Here is a 17484-nt window from a genome sequence, read left to right as displayed (position 1 = left end):
TCGCGGGCAAGCCCGCTCCCACAGGGATTTCGCTTAACTGACTGGCATTAAGGCAAGCCTGGCTCCTACGAAAATGCTCGCTTCCCGGTTTTTTTTCGTTTCTGCGTCGTTTTTGCATTTCTGTGCGACAGATCCTGCTTCCGGGACTCCCGTACCACTCCCTCGTGGTGTTAGTTTGGAAAAGTTTCTGACTCATCGACCAGATATTTCTCACAAACTGCCTGCAAAGGAATGCCCCAACAATGGATTTCTCATTCAAACACCTGGCCACTACAACCCTGATACTGGCCAGCCTTTCGTCGATCACCACCTCAGCGCACGCCAACATCACCCCGCAACAGAGCGCGACCATTCTCAAGACCTTCAGTGACGCATCGGTAACCGATTTCAGGCAGTTCCTGGGACGCCTGGCCAAGAGTGACCTTGCCAAAACCAACGACCTCGGCCCTGCAATCAGTGCGTTCCAGAGCAACAAGACGCTTTCCCCTGAACAGCAGAACGAGATTCATCGCCTGCTGGGCCTCTATGCACGGGTGAAATACGGCAACGCGGCCACCGAAACCCTGCGCGAGCTGGTGGCAATCCCGACCTTCCGCGTGGACGGTGTTGCCCAGCACGACAATCCCGAATTCATCAAGATCGCCGACAAGCTCAAGGGCCTTGCCCAGGCCTTCAATCTGAACTTTCGCAATATCGATAACCGCGTCTATGAAATCTCCCTCGCAGGCAACGGCGATGAAGTCGTAGGCATCCACGCGCATGCCGATGTGGTGCCCGTGACGCCAGAGAACTGGGTTCTGAAAGACGGCACCCGACTCGATCCGTTCAAGGTCACCCTGGTCGGCGACCGCATGTATGGCCGGGGCACCGAGGATGACAAGAACGGCATTGTGGTGGCGCTCTACGCCATGAAGATCATCAAGGAAGAGAAGCTGCCGCTGGCGAGGAATTTCAAGCTGCTGGTAGACACCACTGAAGAAACCACGGGCGACGCCATCCCCTATTACTTCGAACACAACCCGACACCCAACTACAACCTGGCGCTGGATGGCGGCTATCCGGTGGTGATTGCCGAGAAAGGCTACGGCACCGTCATGGCGAACTTTGCCCGGCGAGCCGCAGAGGGCAAAGGCGCTGAAATCACCTCAATGACCGGCGGCCTGGCAACCAACCAGATTCCATCGACTTCAGTCGCCACCTTGTTGAGTGACAAGCCTGCCGAATTGGCCGCCAGCCTGCAGAAAGCCGGTACTGATTATGCCAAGCGCAATGGCGGCGACTTCGAGGTGACCGCCAAGGTCGTCGGCAAGGACGTCCAGCTGACGGTCACCGGCGTTTCCGCCCACTCCTCCGAGCCCGAGTCAGGCATCAACCCGGTGGCAAGGATGCTGGACTTCATCAACAGCCTCGACGGGAAGGTTGCGCTCAAACACAACCACATTACCGACGCCGCCCGCTACGCCGCCGATAACTGGGGACTGGACTACCTGGGAGGCAAATTAGGGGTTGGTTTTTCCGATGCCTTCATGGGACCGCTGACCACCTCCCTGACCTATGTCGGGATGGATGAAAAAGCCTTCAAGCTCGCGGTCAACCTGCGCGTGCCGAAGGGCAAATCCCCAGAAGTGCTCAAGACCGAAATCGCCGACAAGCTTGGCGCCTGGAGCAAGAAGACCCACATTGAGCCGGCCTTTGACTACTCGATCGCCGAGCCAATGCACCGCAATCCTGAGGGTGAATGGGTCAAGGCCCTGCTGGCCGTGTCCAGCGAAAACCTTGGCATGGAACACAAGTTTGGCACCTCTGCCGGCGCCACCTCGGTCCATGAGCTGCCCAATGGCGTGCAGTTCGGCCTGGCCAGGCCCGAGCTCAAGTACACCGGCCACAACGACAACGAGTTCAAGACCGTCGACCAGTTCCTGCTGGACCTGCAGATCGTGACCGAAATGTTCGGGCGCATCGGGCAGTTGCCGAAACTCTGATCACCCCTTTCGGACCCGCTATTCTGGCGGGTCCACGTCTATGCGAATGGGGCTGGATTGCCTTTAAATATCAATTCACCCCATGCCTCGCCACCAGGATCAATTTATGCCGCTGAGCTTTCATAAAATGCACGCCAATGGCGATGACTTCGTTGTTGTGGACTTGCGAAACTCGGCCAATCCAATGACAAGTACCTTGGCTCGGCGATTGGGTGATCGGAACCGGGGAATCGGATTCAATCAACTCGCGGTGGTGCTCGATTGCGATGATGACGTTGCGCGCTTGATGTTTTGGAATGCAGATGGCTCCGCGCTGGATGTTTGTGGCAGCGCAACGCGGGGTGTCGCGGATAGGCTGATGCGCGAATCAAATACTACGTCGATAGCGCTGCGAACCAACCGTGGCCTACTCACTTGCGAACGAACTTCAACCGGCGCAATTTCCGTCAACATGGGGAAACCGCTTTTCGGCTGGTCGGACATTCCCCTGGCTCTGGAACTGGATACTGCTGTTTTACCACTGGCGGGTGGCCCGGCAGCGACCAGCATGGGCAATCCGCACTGCACCTATTTTGTGGATGACCTGACAGCCGTTGATATAGCGACCCTCGGACCGACCATTGAAACCAACCCTCTATTCCCCCTCAAGACGAACGTGCATTTTGTCCAGATCATTAACCGCAAGCACATTCGGTTGCGCATTTGGGAGCGCGGCGGTGGTATTCCCCTCGGTTCCGGCTCCTGCTCTTGTGGCGCCGCGGTTAACGGAATTCGTCGTGGCTTGTTAGACCATTGCGTTGAGGTTGAATGTGATGGCGGAACCGTGACGGTTGAATGGGATGGCGTGGGACCTGTCTTTCTCATCGGGCCGGTAGAGACAACGTTTTCAGGAACTGTTCACGACAGCCTCTCCTTCAGGCTATGAATCGGCGGCCATCGCATAACTGACCTATCCTGAATCGACCGACAAAAGATCACCCTTTTGAGGTACCTGAACTCGTTACAGCAATGGAGGCTGGATGATGAAGGAGCAATCGATTGAGTTTCGCGCTGGAGAGGCGCCCACGCCGCACTCTGCGCCCCTTGCCATGACCCGTTCCACCCAATCTTCCACGCTCAATAGCCGAATCGAGCTTTACACCCAGGAGGCGATGGTCAATTGGTTAGGCCCGTTTCAGCTTATGCGCACGGGCTTACAAACGGCTGTCGCCACCACGATGGGGGCCTTCGCCGACCCGCGCGAAATGCTCGCCGTGCTCAATCCTCGCGGCTCGAACCCGCCCATCCAGGTGGCTGGCGATGGTGACGTGTGGATCGACTATCTGGCCGATACCGGAGATGGCTGGGACTCCACCTATTCGATGGCACTGTGCGTCAGCCATGATGCCGAGTTGCCCGAGCATCAGCTCAAGTTGCCCCGCGGCGACGTGCTGTTGCTCGGCGGCGATCAGGTCTATCCCACACCGGCCCAATCCGGCTACCGCACCCGCTTCCTGGATCCTTTCCGCGCCGCATTTCCAGCTCCGGTACCCAAGGAGCGCCCTAATGACCAGGACCAGCCTGTGCGGCAGCCGGGTGCACCGTGGATAGTGGCGACGCCCGGCAACCACGATTGGTATGACGGTCTGCGCGGTTTCTCCCAACTGTTTTGCGAGCAGAAACCCATCGGAGGCTGGGAAACCCGCCAGCGCACCAGTTACTACGTGCTGCAGCTGCCCAATGGCTGGTGGATCTGGGGTCTGGATTTGCAGTTGGAGTCCATGATCGACCGGCAGCAGAAGCAATACTTCGAAGAGATGCACGCCAAACTGCAGCCAGGCGACCGCGTGATCCTCTGTACACCCGAGCCGAGCTGGGTGGACGAGGCCGAACGGCTGGCACGCGAGGAGAGCAAGGCCTTGCCCTCGATTGAAACCCAGACGCCGCGTTTTCGCAGCCTGCGCGAGATCGAGGAACTATTGGGTGACCACCTGGCAGTAGTCTTGGCCGGAGACTCGCACCACTACGCGCGCTACCAGCCAAAAGCTGGCACCCAGGCACCGCAGCGCATCACGTGCGGAGGCGGTGGCGCCTTCTTGAATGCCACACATCAGCTTCCAGATCCGCCCAAGCCGATCAACGTTGATGGAACCCGGCAGCACTACGAGCTGGCTGCGCTCTACCCGGACAAAAGGACCTCCGAGCAACTGCGTAACCGGGCATGGCGGCTACCTACCCGCAATCTCTCGTTCTGCGGCATGCTGGCCATCTTGTACCTGCTGTTTGACTGGATGGTACAAAGCGCCAGCACGGTGCCCCACCCGGCACGAGGCAACCGCAGCCTGATGGACGTGTTGTCTGACCTCCAAGCGTCTATTTCCAACATCGGCGAAGTTTGGCGACACCTGCTCCTGGTCCTGTCACACAGTCCTTCGTCGGTGATGTTCGCGGTGATCATTGTGCTGGGTTGCGCAGTGTTCTCAGCCGCCGGGGTCAAGCGCACCCGAAAGCTCGCCTATGCCATTGGCGCGGCTCACGGGTTACTTCATCTGGGACTGGCAATCGGGCTGCTATGGCTGATGGGCCGCGTCAACATTCACTACCTGCAATTCGAGGTAGAAAACCTGCACCAGGTTTTGTTGTTCCTGGCGGAGACGCTGGTGCTCGGCGGCAGTTTGGGAGGCCTGTTGTTCGGTGCATGGATGGTGATGGGCAACACCTTTTGGGGGCTACATAGCGAGGCGGTTTTTTCCTCACAGTGCATCGCCGACCACAAATGCTTCCTGCGCATGCATTTCAAAGGCGACCAACTCACGATTTACCCGCTCAAGTTGGAGAAGGTCTGCCGGCGTTGGTCCCTGGGATCAGGCGTCGCCAAACTGGCGAAGGTGCAACGCACCTGGAGGTTGCGGGCAACGCCTGAAAGTACCGGCCCGCGTTTCGTGCCAGCCTCGGGTGCGCTTGAACTGCAACTGATCGAGCCGCCCATCGAGATTCAGCGTGGAAGAACCGCCCTGTAGGAGCCAGCGGTGCGGCGATCCGAGTTGCCGGCGAAGGCGATCTTAAGGACGCCTTCGCCGGCAAACCGCTGTCTCTTGCAGGTCCAATTGCTTAGATAGTTGCCTCTCGTCATGAAGATGAGCGGCGAGCGCAATCACTCATAAAGCGACTCATGTCCCGAGAAAGGTTGATAAAAAATATCTCGTATTGCTGGCTATCCAGCTCATGAAGTCTGAATAGAAACTGGCAGGAAATTTTTAGCGCTATGCAATCGCCGGTCGCGACGCCATTAAATAGTCTGGGGCGCATCGCCAGCATTGCGGGAAACCCGACGCTTTCCCCCTCGGTCGTCGTTCGGATGACTTTACGGCTGGCTTCGGTGTCCTGATAGATCTCCACATGCCCTTTTAGAACAACATAGAAGCATTCTGCGCGCTCTCCTTGGCGATAGAGCAGCTCGCCCTCCGTTAATCTGAGCAACTCACCCCCCGCCAGCACTTGCTCCACGAAAGTGTCCGAGAGGGCTCCGAAAGCGGACATTTGTCGGAACGCTTCGGCAGGAAGGATATCGCTGAGCAGAACTCGGTCGAGCGATTGCATGGCTCTACACCTGCTGTCACTCCCCCATCGCAATAGCACGCTGTACATGAATGACGTTACTGCCGTCTTGGGCATCTAGCGAACAACCGGGCTCTGCGCCTCTGCGTGGATGCATGCAAGCAGTATAAGACATAAGAGCTGCATGGCCCCGTTAACGAGCGCCCTGGCAGACAGGACACCGCATTCCCTAATGCCGGTAAGTTAAGACGCAGAACCTGTGGGAGCGTGGCTTGCCCGCGAAGAACGATGACGCGTAGTACCTGAAAAACCGCGGTGCATTCTTCGCGGGCAAGCCACGCTCCCACAGGATTTTCGTCGCTCAATTTCTTAACTTACCGGCATTAACCGCATTCCTCCTTTTGAGGGTTTTTGCGCTCGATACCAGCGACGTGCTGGTGCAAAGCGTTGCTGCAGGATCAACTGGATTTGATGAATCTGAACAGATGCTGAACCAAAACGTCGACCTCACCGATGTCACTGGCAATCGATAACCACACGCATAAGAATATGAGAATGATTTGCATATTGGAAGTTGCGCAATGTTCGTTATTGTCCAGGCCACGATCGTCTTGCTCCTGCTATGGGGTGGCTCAGTTTTCGCCTCGCAGCTGCCCCTGTCAGATAGCGCTCCAGTCACTCTGGCGATCGAGAATCATCAATTCACTCCCTCAACGTTTTCTGTCCCGGCAGGACAGCGCTTTCGGCTCCAACTCACGAGCCACGATGACTCAGTAGATGAATTCGAAAGCTATGACATGAAGTTTGAAAAAATCGTTGTCCCTGGCGACACCATTACGGTTTTCTTTGGCCCTCTACACCCCGGCACTTACAGCTTTTTCGATGACTATCATCCGGATCAGGCCAGAGGCACTGTCGTCGTGGAACCGCAAAAAGGACAAGGCAATGTTCGCTAGCCTGCTGATCGTTTTCCGTGAAGTACTTGAGGCCGGCATCATCATCGGTATCGTGCTGGCCGCCACCCAAGGTATTCGACGCAGAGGTCGATTCATCGCCGCAGGGATCCTTGCAGGCCTGGTCGGCGCAAGCTTGCTTGCCGTGTTCACTGAAGCCATTACCCATGCGCTCTTCGGCTTCGGCCAAGAAGTACTCAATGGCGTCATTCTCCTCATTGCGGTGCTCATGCTCGGGTGGCACAACCTGTGGATGGTTCATCACGGCCGCGAACTGGCAGCCAGGCTGCAAGCTGCAGGGCACGCCGTAGCAGCGGGTGAATCCTCGTTGATGGCCATGGCGATCGTGGTTGCCGTGGCGGTGCTGCGCGAAGGATCGGAAATCGCCCTGTTCCTGTATGGCGTCGCTGCCTCCACCCAAACCAGCTCTCTATCGATGCTTGTTGGCGGTTTGCTGGGGATAGCGGCTGGCAGTGTTCTTTCATGGCTGCTTTATCGAGGCTTGGTAACAATCCCCCTGAGAAGGCTGTTCAGCGTCACCTCCTGGTTGGTAGCGCTGCTGGCCGCCGGCATGGCAGGACGTGCCGCGGCCCTATTCGCAGGTGCCGATATTATTCCGGCCTGGGGATATGAGCTCTGGGATACCTCATCGTTTATTGCCGATGGCAGCATGTCCGGCCGAGTCTTGCAGGCACTCCTCGGGTACAGCGACAGACCCATGGGCGTGCAACTGGCCGCCTGGGTGGTGACCTTTGCCACATTGGCCCTCGGTAGTCGCTTGATCAAACACCGCTCTACCAGAACCTCCAGCCGTTACCCCGCCCTCAGGAAACAACCATGAAACTTACAACGACTGCCTTGACCGTCGCACTGACCGCCGTCCTGTCTTTTGCAACGAGCGCCCAGGCTCGAGAGTACCCGATCGGTGGGCCCGTACAGGTTAATGACATGGAAATCGCGTCGTCCTATCTGGTGGGTATCGAGATGGCCCCAATGCCGCCGGGCATGCAAATGGGGGAGAACTCAGTGCACCTGGAAACGGATGTTCACGCCACAGCCGATAATAAACATGGGTTCGCCAATGGAGAGTGGATCCCTTATCTGGGCATTACGTATCTGTTGGTCAAGCAAGGGTCGCCGGACTACAAGGAAATCGGCAGCTTGTTGCCGATGGTGGCAAAAGACGGTGCGCACTACGCCAATAACGTAAAAATGGACGGCCCAGGCACTTACACCGTCGTCCTGCGCTATGAGAGCCCGCAAACCAACGGAATGCTCCACCATGTAGACAAGGAAACCGGTGTGCCTGAATGGTGGGGCCCTTTCACTCAGACGTTCACTTTCAAATACCCTCAGAAATAAAAGCAGCAGCACTACCGTGCTGCTGGCCAAAAAAAATGGACCTCTTTTCAGGGGTCCATTTTTTATGCGTGGAGCGGGTACTGATGAAGCAGCTATCAGAACCAGGTTTCCATCTGGATGCCGTACTGCCATACACCGCCGGCGTTGAAATCCGACTTGCCGAAGTTGTCTGTAGAACTGTATCTGTCCAGGTCCGAAGACCAGTTCATGAGACTTGCGAACACTCGCAACTCAGGACGTGTGAGCAGGTCTCCAACGTCAGGTTTGAATGTCGGGGCGATCGTGAATTTCCAGAAATTACCGTCGACCGCATTACGTTGCATATAGCCCTTGGGGTCGAGGTCCATGGTTTGCCAGCTCATTTCGTAGGCCATCTCGAAATTGCTGTTGATTTCATTGGCCAACCGCACGTTCAGGGTCATCCAGCGGTAATCGTCACCCTTGACGTACCTGTCCTTGCTTTGTTCGGCCAGCAAGCTTGGGCCGACGCGCCAGCCGGGGGCAATAGGTGTCTCGCCGTAAAGCGCCAGACGCAGCGCCCGGGCATCGTCGATCAGTTCGCCATCCGAACCGATGTTCTTGACCTCTGCCCCCAGACCTTGCCCGTAGAGCAGTGCCGTCTTGAAGAAGCCTTCCCTGCCAAAAAAGTTTTTCTGGTGATTGACCACCATGCTGTGCAAGCCGGAATCCGCAGGCGTCAGGCCCGCTTCATTGGTGCGGGTGCCAAAGTCGTTTTTCTTTGAGCCAATGCCATTGAACATCCACTGCCACTGACCATTATCGAAGAACTGGTTGGAGGTCAGGATGTAGCTTTCCACATCGGCATTGACGCCGCCCTCGCTGAAATCCCCGTAGTTACGCCCGATCAAGGAGTAATTCGAGCGCCAATCCTTGTTCATCTGCACATCGTAGATACCACCCCCGGTGCCGGCCAGAAAGATGACGTCCGAGTCCAGCCAGTGGATATCGAAATTGTCCCTGTCGAATCGCTTGCCTGCCCACAAGGTGGAATTTTCGAACGCTGAGTTGCCCTTGAAAGCGGCGAGATGGTCGAGTTCGGTAAATACCTGACGCACGTTCAGGTTGCTTTCGTCGGCCGTCCAGTCATTGGAACTCTCCACACCGTCGGCGATGGACACCGTGAATTTGGAACGGGTACCGTTCTGCGCATAGATTTCTTTCGACAGGTCGATGCGCATGTAGGTGTCGTCTTCGTTACCGAGTCGCCCGACTGCCCCCCCGACTGAACCGGCCGGGGTGGTATAAGGGCCGCCACGACCACCACCCAGCCCATCGTTGATCAGCAATCCGGAACGTGCGTAACCCTTGAAGCTGAAGCCGTCAGTCAGGTGTGCGCTACTGTCCTGCTTTTCCATGCTTTGCTGACGGGCTTCGAGTTTTGCCAGTCGAGTGTCCAGAGCAGGCGCAGACATAGCTGCGGCGGTAGACGTTGCAGGCTGCAAGGTTGGAGTGGCGAGTTTTATCTGCTGCAATTCCCTGGCGAGGGCCTGGGTTTGCTGTTCAGCTGCCGCTGCGCGTTTTTCCGCTGCGCTGGCACGGGCTTCAAACGCAGCCATGCGCTCTTCCAGAGTCGCGGCCTGAGAGGTTGCCGCCGAGGTGCCGAGCACGCCTGCGAGAAGCCAGCTTGATGCTTTCTGCATGTGAATTCCCCTGTTTTGTTTTTATTTTTCTGCTTCCGCAACCGGCTTTTCTTCGTGAATTGTGAATTGTCAAAATTGACGAAAAAAAGGATGCCTCATCGCAAATACGCTGCTACATTTGGCGATGTTAACGTTAACTTTTTTAAAAACAAAAATAAAGAGGGCTTTATGAAACAGCTTAAATCTCTTCTTCCAGCAGCACTGCTCACCCTTTGTGCCGGGCTTCCATCCCTCTCGAACGCAGCTGATTTGACGATCTCCTGCGGCGCGGTGGGTGCGGAGTTACAACTCTGTAAAGAGGCTGTCGAGGCGTGGTCGAAACAGACCGGCAATCACGTCGAGGTGGTCTCAACACCTAACTCGGCAACCGAGAGATTGTCGTTCTATCAACAGATCCTCAGTGCGCAGTCCAGCGACATCGACATCATTCAAATCGATATGGTGTGGCCGGGAATGCTGGCTAAACATCTGATGGATCTGCGCGAGGTGCTTCCCGCCAATGCGACCCAGGGCTACTTCCAGGCACAGGTGGATAACGCCACGGTGAACGGACGGCTGGTGACGATGCCGTGGTTCACCGACTCGGGCCTGCTGTATTACCGCAAGGACTTGCTCGAGAAGTACAACCAACAGGTTCCCCAGACCTGGGAAGAAATGACCGCAACTGCCCGGAATGTTCAACAGGCCGAGCGCACTGCCGGGAATCCCAATGCCTGGGGTTACATCTTTCAGGGGCGCGCCTACGAGGGCCTGACGTGTAATGCGCTGGAGTGGATCAGCAGCCAACCGCAAGGCGGGCTGGTCAATCCACAAGGCGACATCGTGGTCAACAGTCAGGCCTCGAGAACGGCGTTGACCCTGGCGAAAAGCTGGGTCGGAGACATCTCCCCGCGTGGCGTACTCAACTACACCGAGGAAGAAGGCCGTGGCGTTTTCCAGTCGGGCAATGCGCTGTTCATGCGTAACTGGCCGTATGTCTGGGCCCTGGTGCAAAGCCAGGACAGTGCAGTAAAAGACAAGGTCGGGGTCGCTCCCCTGCCCCGCGGCGGCGAGACCGGCAGCCATGCCTCCACCCTTGGTGGCTGGGGTCTGGCGGTATCGCGTTACAGCGCCCATCCAAAACTTGCCGCAGAGCTGGTGAGCTACCTGAGCAGTGCCCAAGAGCAAAAACGCCGTGCCCTGATAGGCGCCTATAACCCGGTGATCGAGTCGCTGTATCAAGACCCCGAATTGCTCGCGGCAATGCCTTATTACGCTCAGCTGCACAGCATTCTCAACGATGGGGTCATGCGCCCCGCCTCAATCACTGCCGATCGCTATCCACGGGTCTCCAATGCGTTCTTCGATCGAGTGCATGGCGTGCTGGCGGGCGAGTTGCCTGTGGATCAGGCGCTGGCCGAGCTGGAAAGCGAACTCACACGCATCAAACGCCGGAACTGGTAAGCCACAAGGAAGGAAATCACCATGTCTGTCTCTACTACTGCCCCCTATGACGAGCCCCTGCTCATCAGGGAAACGCCCGTACAACGACGCCGGGTACGCGCCGCCTGGCTGTTTCTGACACCGATGCTGTTGTGTCTGGCCCTGGTGGCAGCCTGGCCGCTACTGCGCACATTCTGGTTCAGCCTGACCGACGCCAGTCTGTCGGACACCGGTGGCGGAACCTTCATAGGTTTGAGCAATTATCTGTTCCACAACGGCTCCAGCTGGTCGGGCATCCTGGTCGATCCGCAATGGTGGAACGCGGTGCGCAACACCTTGCATTTCACCGTGGTGTCGGTGGGGCTGGAAGTCGTACTGGGGCTGCTGGTGGCGTTGCTGCTGAACATCAAGTTCACCGGCCGTTCCCTCGTGCGTGCGATGATTCTGATTCCGTGGGCGATTCCGACCATTGTCTCGGCAAAGATCTGGTCATGGATGCTCAACGACCAGTTCGGCATCATCAATCACATGATGCTGAGCCTCGGCCTGATTGACGCGCCCCTGGCCTGGACGGCCGATGCAGACCTGTCGATGTGGGCGGTGATCCTCGTCGACGTCTGGAAGACCGTGCCGTTTGTCACGCTGCTGATGCTGGCGGCCTTGCAGATGTTGCCGAGCGATTGCTACGAAGCCGCGAGGGTCGATGGCATTCATCCGCTGAAAGTGTTCTGGCGTGTCACCCTTCCCCTATTGATGCCTGCACTGTTGGTGGCGGCGATCTTCCGCATCCTCGACTCGCTGCGGGTATTCGACGTGATCTATGTGCTGACCTCGAACTCGTCGAGCACCATGAGCATGTCGGTGTATGCCCGCCAGCATCTGGTGGAGTTCCAGGACGTCGGTTACGGCAGCGCCGCCTCGACGCTGCTGTTTCTGGTGGTTGCGGTCATCGCCATGCTTTATCTCTACCTCGGACGCCGTCAACTGGAGGTCCGGTCATGAACCTGCGCCTACTGAAAAAAGCACTGTTGCGCCTCGGATTCTGGTGCCTGATCGGGGTATTGCTGCTGTATGCGGTTTTCCCTTTCTACTACGCCATCGTGACGTCACTGAAGCCATCCAGCGCCTTGTTCGAGGTGAGCTACTGGATCAATAACCCCGACTTCTCCAATTACGCGGCGGTACTCAATCAATCCTCATTCCTGCTAGCTATCGGCAACTCGCTGGTGGTGGCGCTTAGCGTGGTGACGCTGGCGTTGTTCCTCAGCGTGACCGCCGCCTATGCCTTGGGCCGGGTGAAGTTCCGTGGGCGTGGCACGGTGTTGATGATGGTCCTTGGTGTGTCGATGTTTCCTCAGGTCGCGGTGCTGTCGGGATTGTTCGAAGTGATCCGCGCGCTGGGCCTGTACAACACGTCCTGGGCGTTGATCCTGAGCTACACGATTTTCACCCTGCCCTTCACCGTCTGGGTGCTGACCACGTTCATGGGGCAATTGCCTCATGAACTGGAAGAAGCGGCAATCATGGATGGCGCGTCCCCATGGGTCACGCTGACCCGCGTGCTGTTGCCGCTGCTCTGGCCCGCACTGGTCACCACTGGCCTATTGGCCTTCATCGCTGCATGGAACGAGTTCCTGTTTGCCCTGACCTTCACCCTCACCGACACCCAACGCACGGTGCCGGTCGCCATCGCCCTTATTTCCGGTGGCAGCCCTCATGAGTTGCCTTGGGGGTTGTTGATGGCTGCATCGGTGCTGGTCACCGTCCCACTGGTGATTCTGGTGCTGATCTTCCAGCGCCGAATCGTTTCCGGTCTCACTGCCGGCGCGCTAAAGGGTTGATGCCCGACAACTATAAGGAACAGCATCGTGATCAAGTTGAAACTGGACAACGTAAACAAACAATTGGGCGGCGCGCGGATTCTTCGCGACGTCAGCCTGGAAATCGCGGCGGGTGAATTCGTGGTGTTCGTCGGCCCTTCGGGCTGCGGAAAATCGACCCTGCTGCGACTGATCGCCGGGCTGGATTCGATCTGCGGCGGCGACCTGCTGATCGACGGGCGTCGGGTCAACGACCTGGAGCCGCGCGAGCGTGGCGTCGGCATGGTGTTTCAGTCCTATGCGCTGTACCCGCACATGAGCGTCTACGACAACATCAGCTTTGGTCTCAAACTGGCCAAGACTGAAAAGACCAGCCTGCGCGAGCGCGTGCTGAAAACGGCGCAAATCCTGCAATTGGACAAACTGCTGCAACGCAAGCCAAAGGAACTGTCCGGCGGGCAGCGTCAGCGTGTGGCCATGGGCAGAGCCATGGCGCGGGAACCGGATATTTTGTTGTTCGACGAACCGCTCTCCAACCTGGATGCATCCTTGCGCGTGCAGATGCGCAACGAAATCGCCCGACTGCATGCTCGACTGGGCTCGACCATGATCTACGTCACCCACGATCAGGTGGAAGCGATGACCCTGGCCGACAAAATTGTCGTGCTCAATGGCGGTCGCGTAGAACAGGTCGGCTCACCACGCGAACTCTATGAACGCCCGGCCAGCAGCTTTGTCGCCGGTTTTCTCGGTTCGCCCCGAATGAATTTTCTGCCGGCACGCCTGCAAGCGCCAGGCGAAACCAGCCTGGTCGATACCCTCGTATGGGGCATCACGTCCCTGCCCTTCGACAGCTCGAAGCTGGCGGCAGATACGCAGCTGACCCTGGGGATTCGCCCGGAGCACGTGTCGCTCAAGGCGGCGGATGGAACCGCCGGCGTGGTCGTGACCGCCGTCGAATACCTGGGCAGCGAAACCTATGTGCACCTTGAGACAGGTCAGGACGAGCCATTGATCTGTCGTTGTGAGGTCAGCGCCGGCTGGCAGGCAGGCGATCGGGTTGAGCTGCAACTGGACATCGACAACCTGCACCTGTTCGACGCCGACGGCGCGGCCTTGAGCCGTCATCCACACGCCATTGAAACCCTGCCGGATGGCGTTTCTCTACGCCCGGTACGAGCACGCGCCCTATGACTGTGTCTTTGAATTCCATGAGTGTTCCAATGTCCGCTGCCCTTGAAATTGCGCAGCATGCGCTGCGTGATGGTCTGTCTCGCGCCATCGACGATTATCGTCCCGGTTATCATCTTGCCCCTCCGGCGGGCTGGATGAACGACCCTAACGGGGTGGTGTACTTTCAGGGCGAATACCACGTGTTCTATCAACACCACCCCTTCGACGCGAAATGGGGCCCGATGTATTGGGGGCACGCCAAGAGCGCCGATCTGGTCCATTGGCAGCATCTGCCCATTGCACTGGCGCCCGGCGACGATTTCGACCGCGACGGTTGTTTTTCCGGTAGCGCGGTGGTGTGTGGCGATACCCTGGCGCTGATCTACACCGGGCACACCTGGCTGGGGGATGTGGGTGACGAGCGCTCGATCCGTCAAGTCCAGTGCCTGGCCACCAGCACCGACGGCATTCGGTTCGTCAAGCATGGCGCCGTCATTGAAGCCGCGCCGCAAGACACGATCATGCACTTTCGTGACCCCAAGGTATGGCAGGAGGACGACTGCTGGTACCTGATTGCCGGCGCACGTCTGGGCGATGTGCCGTTGCTCCCGCTGTACCGTTCCACGGATCTGCACACCTGGGAATTCCTCGACTATGTGTCCAGCGGCAGCGAGGGCGATGGCTATATGTGGGAGTGCCCGGATCTGTTCCGACTGAACGGACGCGATGTGCTGCTCTACTCCCCTCAGGGCATGCAACCCGAGGGTTACGAACGACTGAACAAGTACCAGACCGGTTATCGAGTGGGCCAACTCGACAGCGAATGGCACTTCATCGGCGGGCCTTTTATCGAGCTGGATAACGGCCACGATTTCTATGCCGCGCAAACGCTACTGGCCGCCGATGGCCGGCGCCTTGTATGGGCATGGCTCGATATGTGGGAAAGCCCGATGCCGAGCCAGGCCCATCACTGGTGCGGCATGCTCGGTTTACCGCGCGAACTTGAACTGCACGCCGATCGGCTTTGCGTGTATCCGGCTCGGGAGCTCGCCGCCTTACGCAAGGAGCCATTACCGGGCACGTCCTGGTGGGATAGGTCGGGAGCCCGATGGGTGCGGGAAGTGAATGGCGACAGGCTTGAAATCCATGTGCATCTGGATTTGCTCGGTTGCACCGACGGCCACCTGGGAGTCGCCTTGCGTTGCAGCGATGATGGCCAGGAAGAAACCCTGCTTTACTACGACGCATCGCTGCAGCGTCTGGTGCTGGACCGCAGCCGCTCGGGTGCGCAAGTCACCGGTCAGCGCAGCGTGGCGATAGACCCGACACAAGAGCGACTGGAACTGCGTGTGTTCCTCGATCGCTCGTCCATCGAGGTGTTCGACGAAAACGGCCGCTTCAGTTTCAGCAGTCGCCTCTATCCGAGCCCCGACAGTCTGGGCGTGAAACTGCTGGCAAGCGGGACTGGCGGACGGGTCTCGATTCCCAAGGCATGGCCTCTGGGCTCTGGATGGCTATGAGCGGCGGATGGCTGTGAACAGCATCATTCGAGTCGCGAGAAGCCCGGGGCCTGTGTCATGATCCTGCGTCAACCTGACCGGCCTCGCCTCGCATGACTTCAGTGAAAGACGTTGCACAGTTGGCCGGCGTGTCCCTGATGACGGTTTCTCGAGCGCTCAACAACCCGGAAAAACTGAGCCCCGAAACGCTTCAGCGGGTGCGTCGCGCCATTGATGAACTGCAATTCGTACCGAGCCTGTCGGCGCGCAAGATGCGCGGCGACAACCTCCAGTCGCGCACCATCGGTGTGTTCGCGCTAGACACCGCGACCACACCGTTCGCGGTCGAGTTGCTGCTGTCCATCGAACAGACCGCACAGCAGGCGGGCTGGAATGTCTTTATCCTCAACCTGTTGAGCAACCCACCCACCGACCAGAACATCGACCTGATGTTGTCGCACCGCCCCGATGGGTTGATCTTCAGCGCCATGGGTTTTCGCCAGGTGAGCATTCCCGAGCGCTTGAAGAGCAAACCCCTGGTACTCGCCAATTGCCTGGCAGATGACAGTCACCTGGTCAGTTATGTGCCAGACGACGAATCGGGGCAGTATCGAGCCGTGCATCACGCGCTGAGCCAAGGTTATCGGCGCCCGCTGTGCATCAATCTGCCCAAACAGAGTCTGGCCTGGGGCCTGCGGCAAAAAGGCCTGCAGCGTGCCTGTCAGGCATTCGGCCTGGCGCCGGACGCACTCTTGCAATACAACCTTTCCGATCATGATGCCTATGGTGAAACCGCAGCCATCCTCGACCGGCACATCATTGACGGTCGCCCCCAATTCGACATTCTGATCTGTGGCAACGACCGTATTGCCTTTTGTGCCTATCAGTTGTTGTTGGGCCGTGGCCTGAAGATTCCCGCCGATGTCGCTGTGCTTGGTTACGACAACATGATCGGCATCGCCGAACTGTTCATCCCGCCGCTGACTACGGTGCAACTGCCGTACTACGAGATCGGTCGCAATGCAGCCCGGCACCTGATCGAGGCCCTGGAGGTATCGGGAACCCACACCGTTGATTGTCCATTGGTGGTCAGGACGTCGTTGTGAGCTGTCAAAACCCTTTACCGAGGGCAAGCTCTCGGTAAAGGGTTGCTTGATTACTTGGGTGGAACGAAGTTATCCAGCATTCGATTCACCGCCAGTTCCCCCAGCATGATGACCTGCTGTAGCGCCAGCAAGGTATTGCGGTGGGTGCCCTCCACCAATGCAGCAAGGTCGCTGGCCATGACACTGGCCGACGCCAGGTTCTCGCACGTTTGAACCAGCAAGGCTTCATGGCCGACATCCGGCGCAACCATGTACATGGTGCTGGGTTTACGTGGGGTGTTCTTGAGCGCTGCCGGGTTGAGGTAGAAATTGAGGGCGCGCTCGGCGGCTTCGTGGAATTTTTTTGAATCGTCAGATTCGTAGGGGGATGCCGGATCGGTGTCTGGCGGGTTTGGCGTAACTTTGAACATAGCGGAACTCCGATGCTTCTTAAAAGGAGCCATCACCATCTCGCTACCAAACGGAGGGTGGCGGCCATACGAAGGTTGGTAGACCGGGCATCGGAACCGGCGCTCCCGAAGGAGCCCTGCGCATGGCCACCATAAAACGCAGCCCTAAGAACGGACCGCTGAAGGTGACGCTATGCGTCGATGCTGAGGGTCTACCAAACCCGATCGCTGTTATTCAGCGACAGGGGAAACGATAGAGCCCGGCCCATCGGCGCACAAGCCGGCGGATTCTGTCTTAACCGTAGGTAACGACGCAAGGTCTTGTAGCCCTTCGGGAAGTAACACGGAGTGTCTTTAAACACGCATCGTTAAACGCGAGAAGACTGCTCCGCCAGGGACGGTTACAGAGCTATACGCGCCTGTTCGTTGACCGCTTGTTGGGATTTATCTCAGGCCTGCACAATTTACAAACGGAATATGACACTCCCTCCTTCGCGCCGTTCCATCTCCCCCTCCCAAGTAGTCTGAAACTCCCACCCCACTTGGGAGTATCGGTCGATGCGCAATCCCCGGCGTTTAT

At 57.9% G+C, this 17484-nt stretch carries 15 protein-coding genes; 12 read left to right on the top strand and 3 right to left on the bottom strand.

The genetic code is table 11. From position 1 onward, the window contains the following. Positions 1-242 precede the first annotated feature (242 nt). The 3 genes from AB3226_RS27810 (at position 243) to AB3226_RS27800 (ending at position 4981) form a co-directional block, all read left to right on the top strand. Positions 243-1982: a dipeptidase gene (locus AB3226_RS27810; protein WP_367375384.1), complete on the top strand. Its 1740-nt coding sequence runs from the start codon at positions 243-245 to the stop codon at positions 1980-1982. A gap of 106 nt (positions 1983-2088) precedes the next feature. Then, positions 2089-2907, top strand: a complete 819-nt coding sequence (dapF, locus tag AB3226_RS27805; protein WP_367375383.1) for a diaminopimelate epimerase — start codon at positions 2089-2091, stop codon at positions 2905-2907. Between the two features lie 97 nt (positions 2908-3004). Next, the gene (locus AB3226_RS27800; protein ID WP_367375866.1) at positions 3005-4981 is read left to right on the top strand and encodes a metallophosphoesterase; all 1977 of its coding nucleotides are present in this window, start codon (positions 3005-3007) and stop codon (positions 4979-4981) included. Positions 4982-5090: 109 nt separating this feature from the next. On the opposite strand, the gene AB3226_RS27795 is transcribed toward AB3226_RS27800, so the two are convergent. Beyond that, on the bottom strand, positions 5091-5561 hold the full coding sequence (locus AB3226_RS27795; RefSeq protein WP_367375382.1) for a cyclic nucleotide-binding domain-containing protein: 471 nt from the start codon (positions 5559-5561) through the stop codon (positions 5091-5093). Positions 5562-6100: 539 nt separating this feature from the next. On the opposite strand from AB3226_RS27795, the gene AB3226_RS27790 reads away from it, so the two are divergent. Genes AB3226_RS27790 through AB3226_RS27780 form a run of 3 tightly spaced genes read left to right on the top strand, consistent with a single transcriptional unit; the run spans position 6101 to position 7834 of the window. Next, positions 6101-6475: a cupredoxin domain-containing protein gene (locus AB3226_RS27790; protein ID WP_367375381.1), complete on the top strand. Its 375-nt coding sequence runs from the start codon at positions 6101-6103 to the stop codon at positions 6473-6475. After that, a complete protein-coding gene (locus AB3226_RS27785; RefSeq protein WP_367375380.1) occupies positions 6465-7313 on the top strand; it encodes an FTR1 family protein in 849 nt (282 codons plus the stop codon). Before AB3226_RS27790 ends, AB3226_RS27785 begins: the two co-directional genes overlap by 11 nt. Then, positions 7310-7834 (top strand): iron transporter, encoded by a 525-nt coding sequence (locus AB3226_RS27780; RefSeq protein WP_367375379.1) that lies wholly within the window; start codon positions 7310-7312, stop codon positions 7832-7834. Before AB3226_RS27785 ends, AB3226_RS27780 begins: the two co-directional genes overlap by 4 nt. 95 nt (positions 7835-7929) lie before the next feature. Here the strand turns inward: AB3226_RS27780 and AB3226_RS27775 are convergent, their stop codons facing one another. Beyond that, positions 7930-9495, bottom strand: coding sequence for a carbohydrate porin (locus AB3226_RS27775; protein WP_367375378.1), 1566 nt, complete (start codon positions 9493-9495; stop codon positions 7930-7932). Between the two features lie 168 nt (positions 9496-9663). Between AB3226_RS27775 and AB3226_RS27770 the strand changes: the two genes are divergently transcribed. From AB3226_RS27770 to AB3226_RS27745, 6 genes are all read left to right on the top strand, one after another. Further along, positions 9664-10938, top strand: coding sequence for an ABC transporter substrate-binding protein (locus AB3226_RS27770; RefSeq protein ID WP_367375377.1), 1275 nt, complete (start codon positions 9664-9666; stop codon positions 10936-10938). Positions 10939-10959: 21 nt separating this feature from the next. Further along, entirely contained in the window at positions 10960-11919 is a 960-nt protein-coding gene (locus AB3226_RS27765; protein WP_095053839.1) for a carbohydrate ABC transporter permease, read from the top strand. Beyond that, positions 11916-12758: a carbohydrate ABC transporter permease gene (locus AB3226_RS27760; protein ID WP_367375376.1), complete on the top strand. Its 843-nt coding sequence runs from the start codon at positions 11916-11918 to the stop codon at positions 12756-12758. The genes AB3226_RS27765 and AB3226_RS27760 overlap by 4 nt, the downstream gene beginning before the upstream one ends. Before the next feature lie 27 nt (positions 12759-12785). Beyond that, on the top strand, positions 12786-13931 hold the full coding sequence (locus tag AB3226_RS27755; protein ID WP_367375375.1) for an ABC transporter ATP-binding protein: 1146 nt from the start codon (positions 12786-12788) through the stop codon (positions 13929-13931). Further along, positions 13928-15430, top strand: a complete 1503-nt coding sequence (locus tag AB3226_RS27750; RefSeq protein ID WP_367375374.1) for a glycoside hydrolase family 32 protein — start codon at positions 13928-13930, stop codon at positions 15428-15430. Before AB3226_RS27755 ends, AB3226_RS27750 begins: the two co-directional genes overlap by 4 nt. Positions 15431-15522: 92 nt before the next feature. Next, on the top strand, positions 15523-16515 hold the full coding sequence (locus tag AB3226_RS27745; RefSeq protein WP_367375373.1) for a LacI family DNA-binding transcriptional regulator: 993 nt from the start codon (positions 15523-15525) through the stop codon (positions 16513-16515). 50 nt (positions 16516-16565) lie between these two features. Here the strand turns inward: AB3226_RS27745 and AB3226_RS27740 are convergent, their stop codons facing one another. Beyond that, entirely contained in the window at positions 16566-16925 is a 360-nt protein-coding gene (locus AB3226_RS27740; RefSeq protein ID WP_367375372.1) for a DUF6124 family protein, read from the bottom strand. Between the last annotated feature and the right edge of the window lie 559 nt (positions 16926-17484).

Source organism: Pseudomonas lini, from assembly GCF_964063345.1.
In the GTDB taxonomy this organism is placed as follows: Bacteria; Pseudomonadota; Gammaproteobacteria; order Pseudomonadales; family Pseudomonadaceae; genus Aquipseudomonas; species Aquipseudomonas lini_B.
This window is presented reverse-complemented; position numbering and strand designations above follow the sequence as displayed.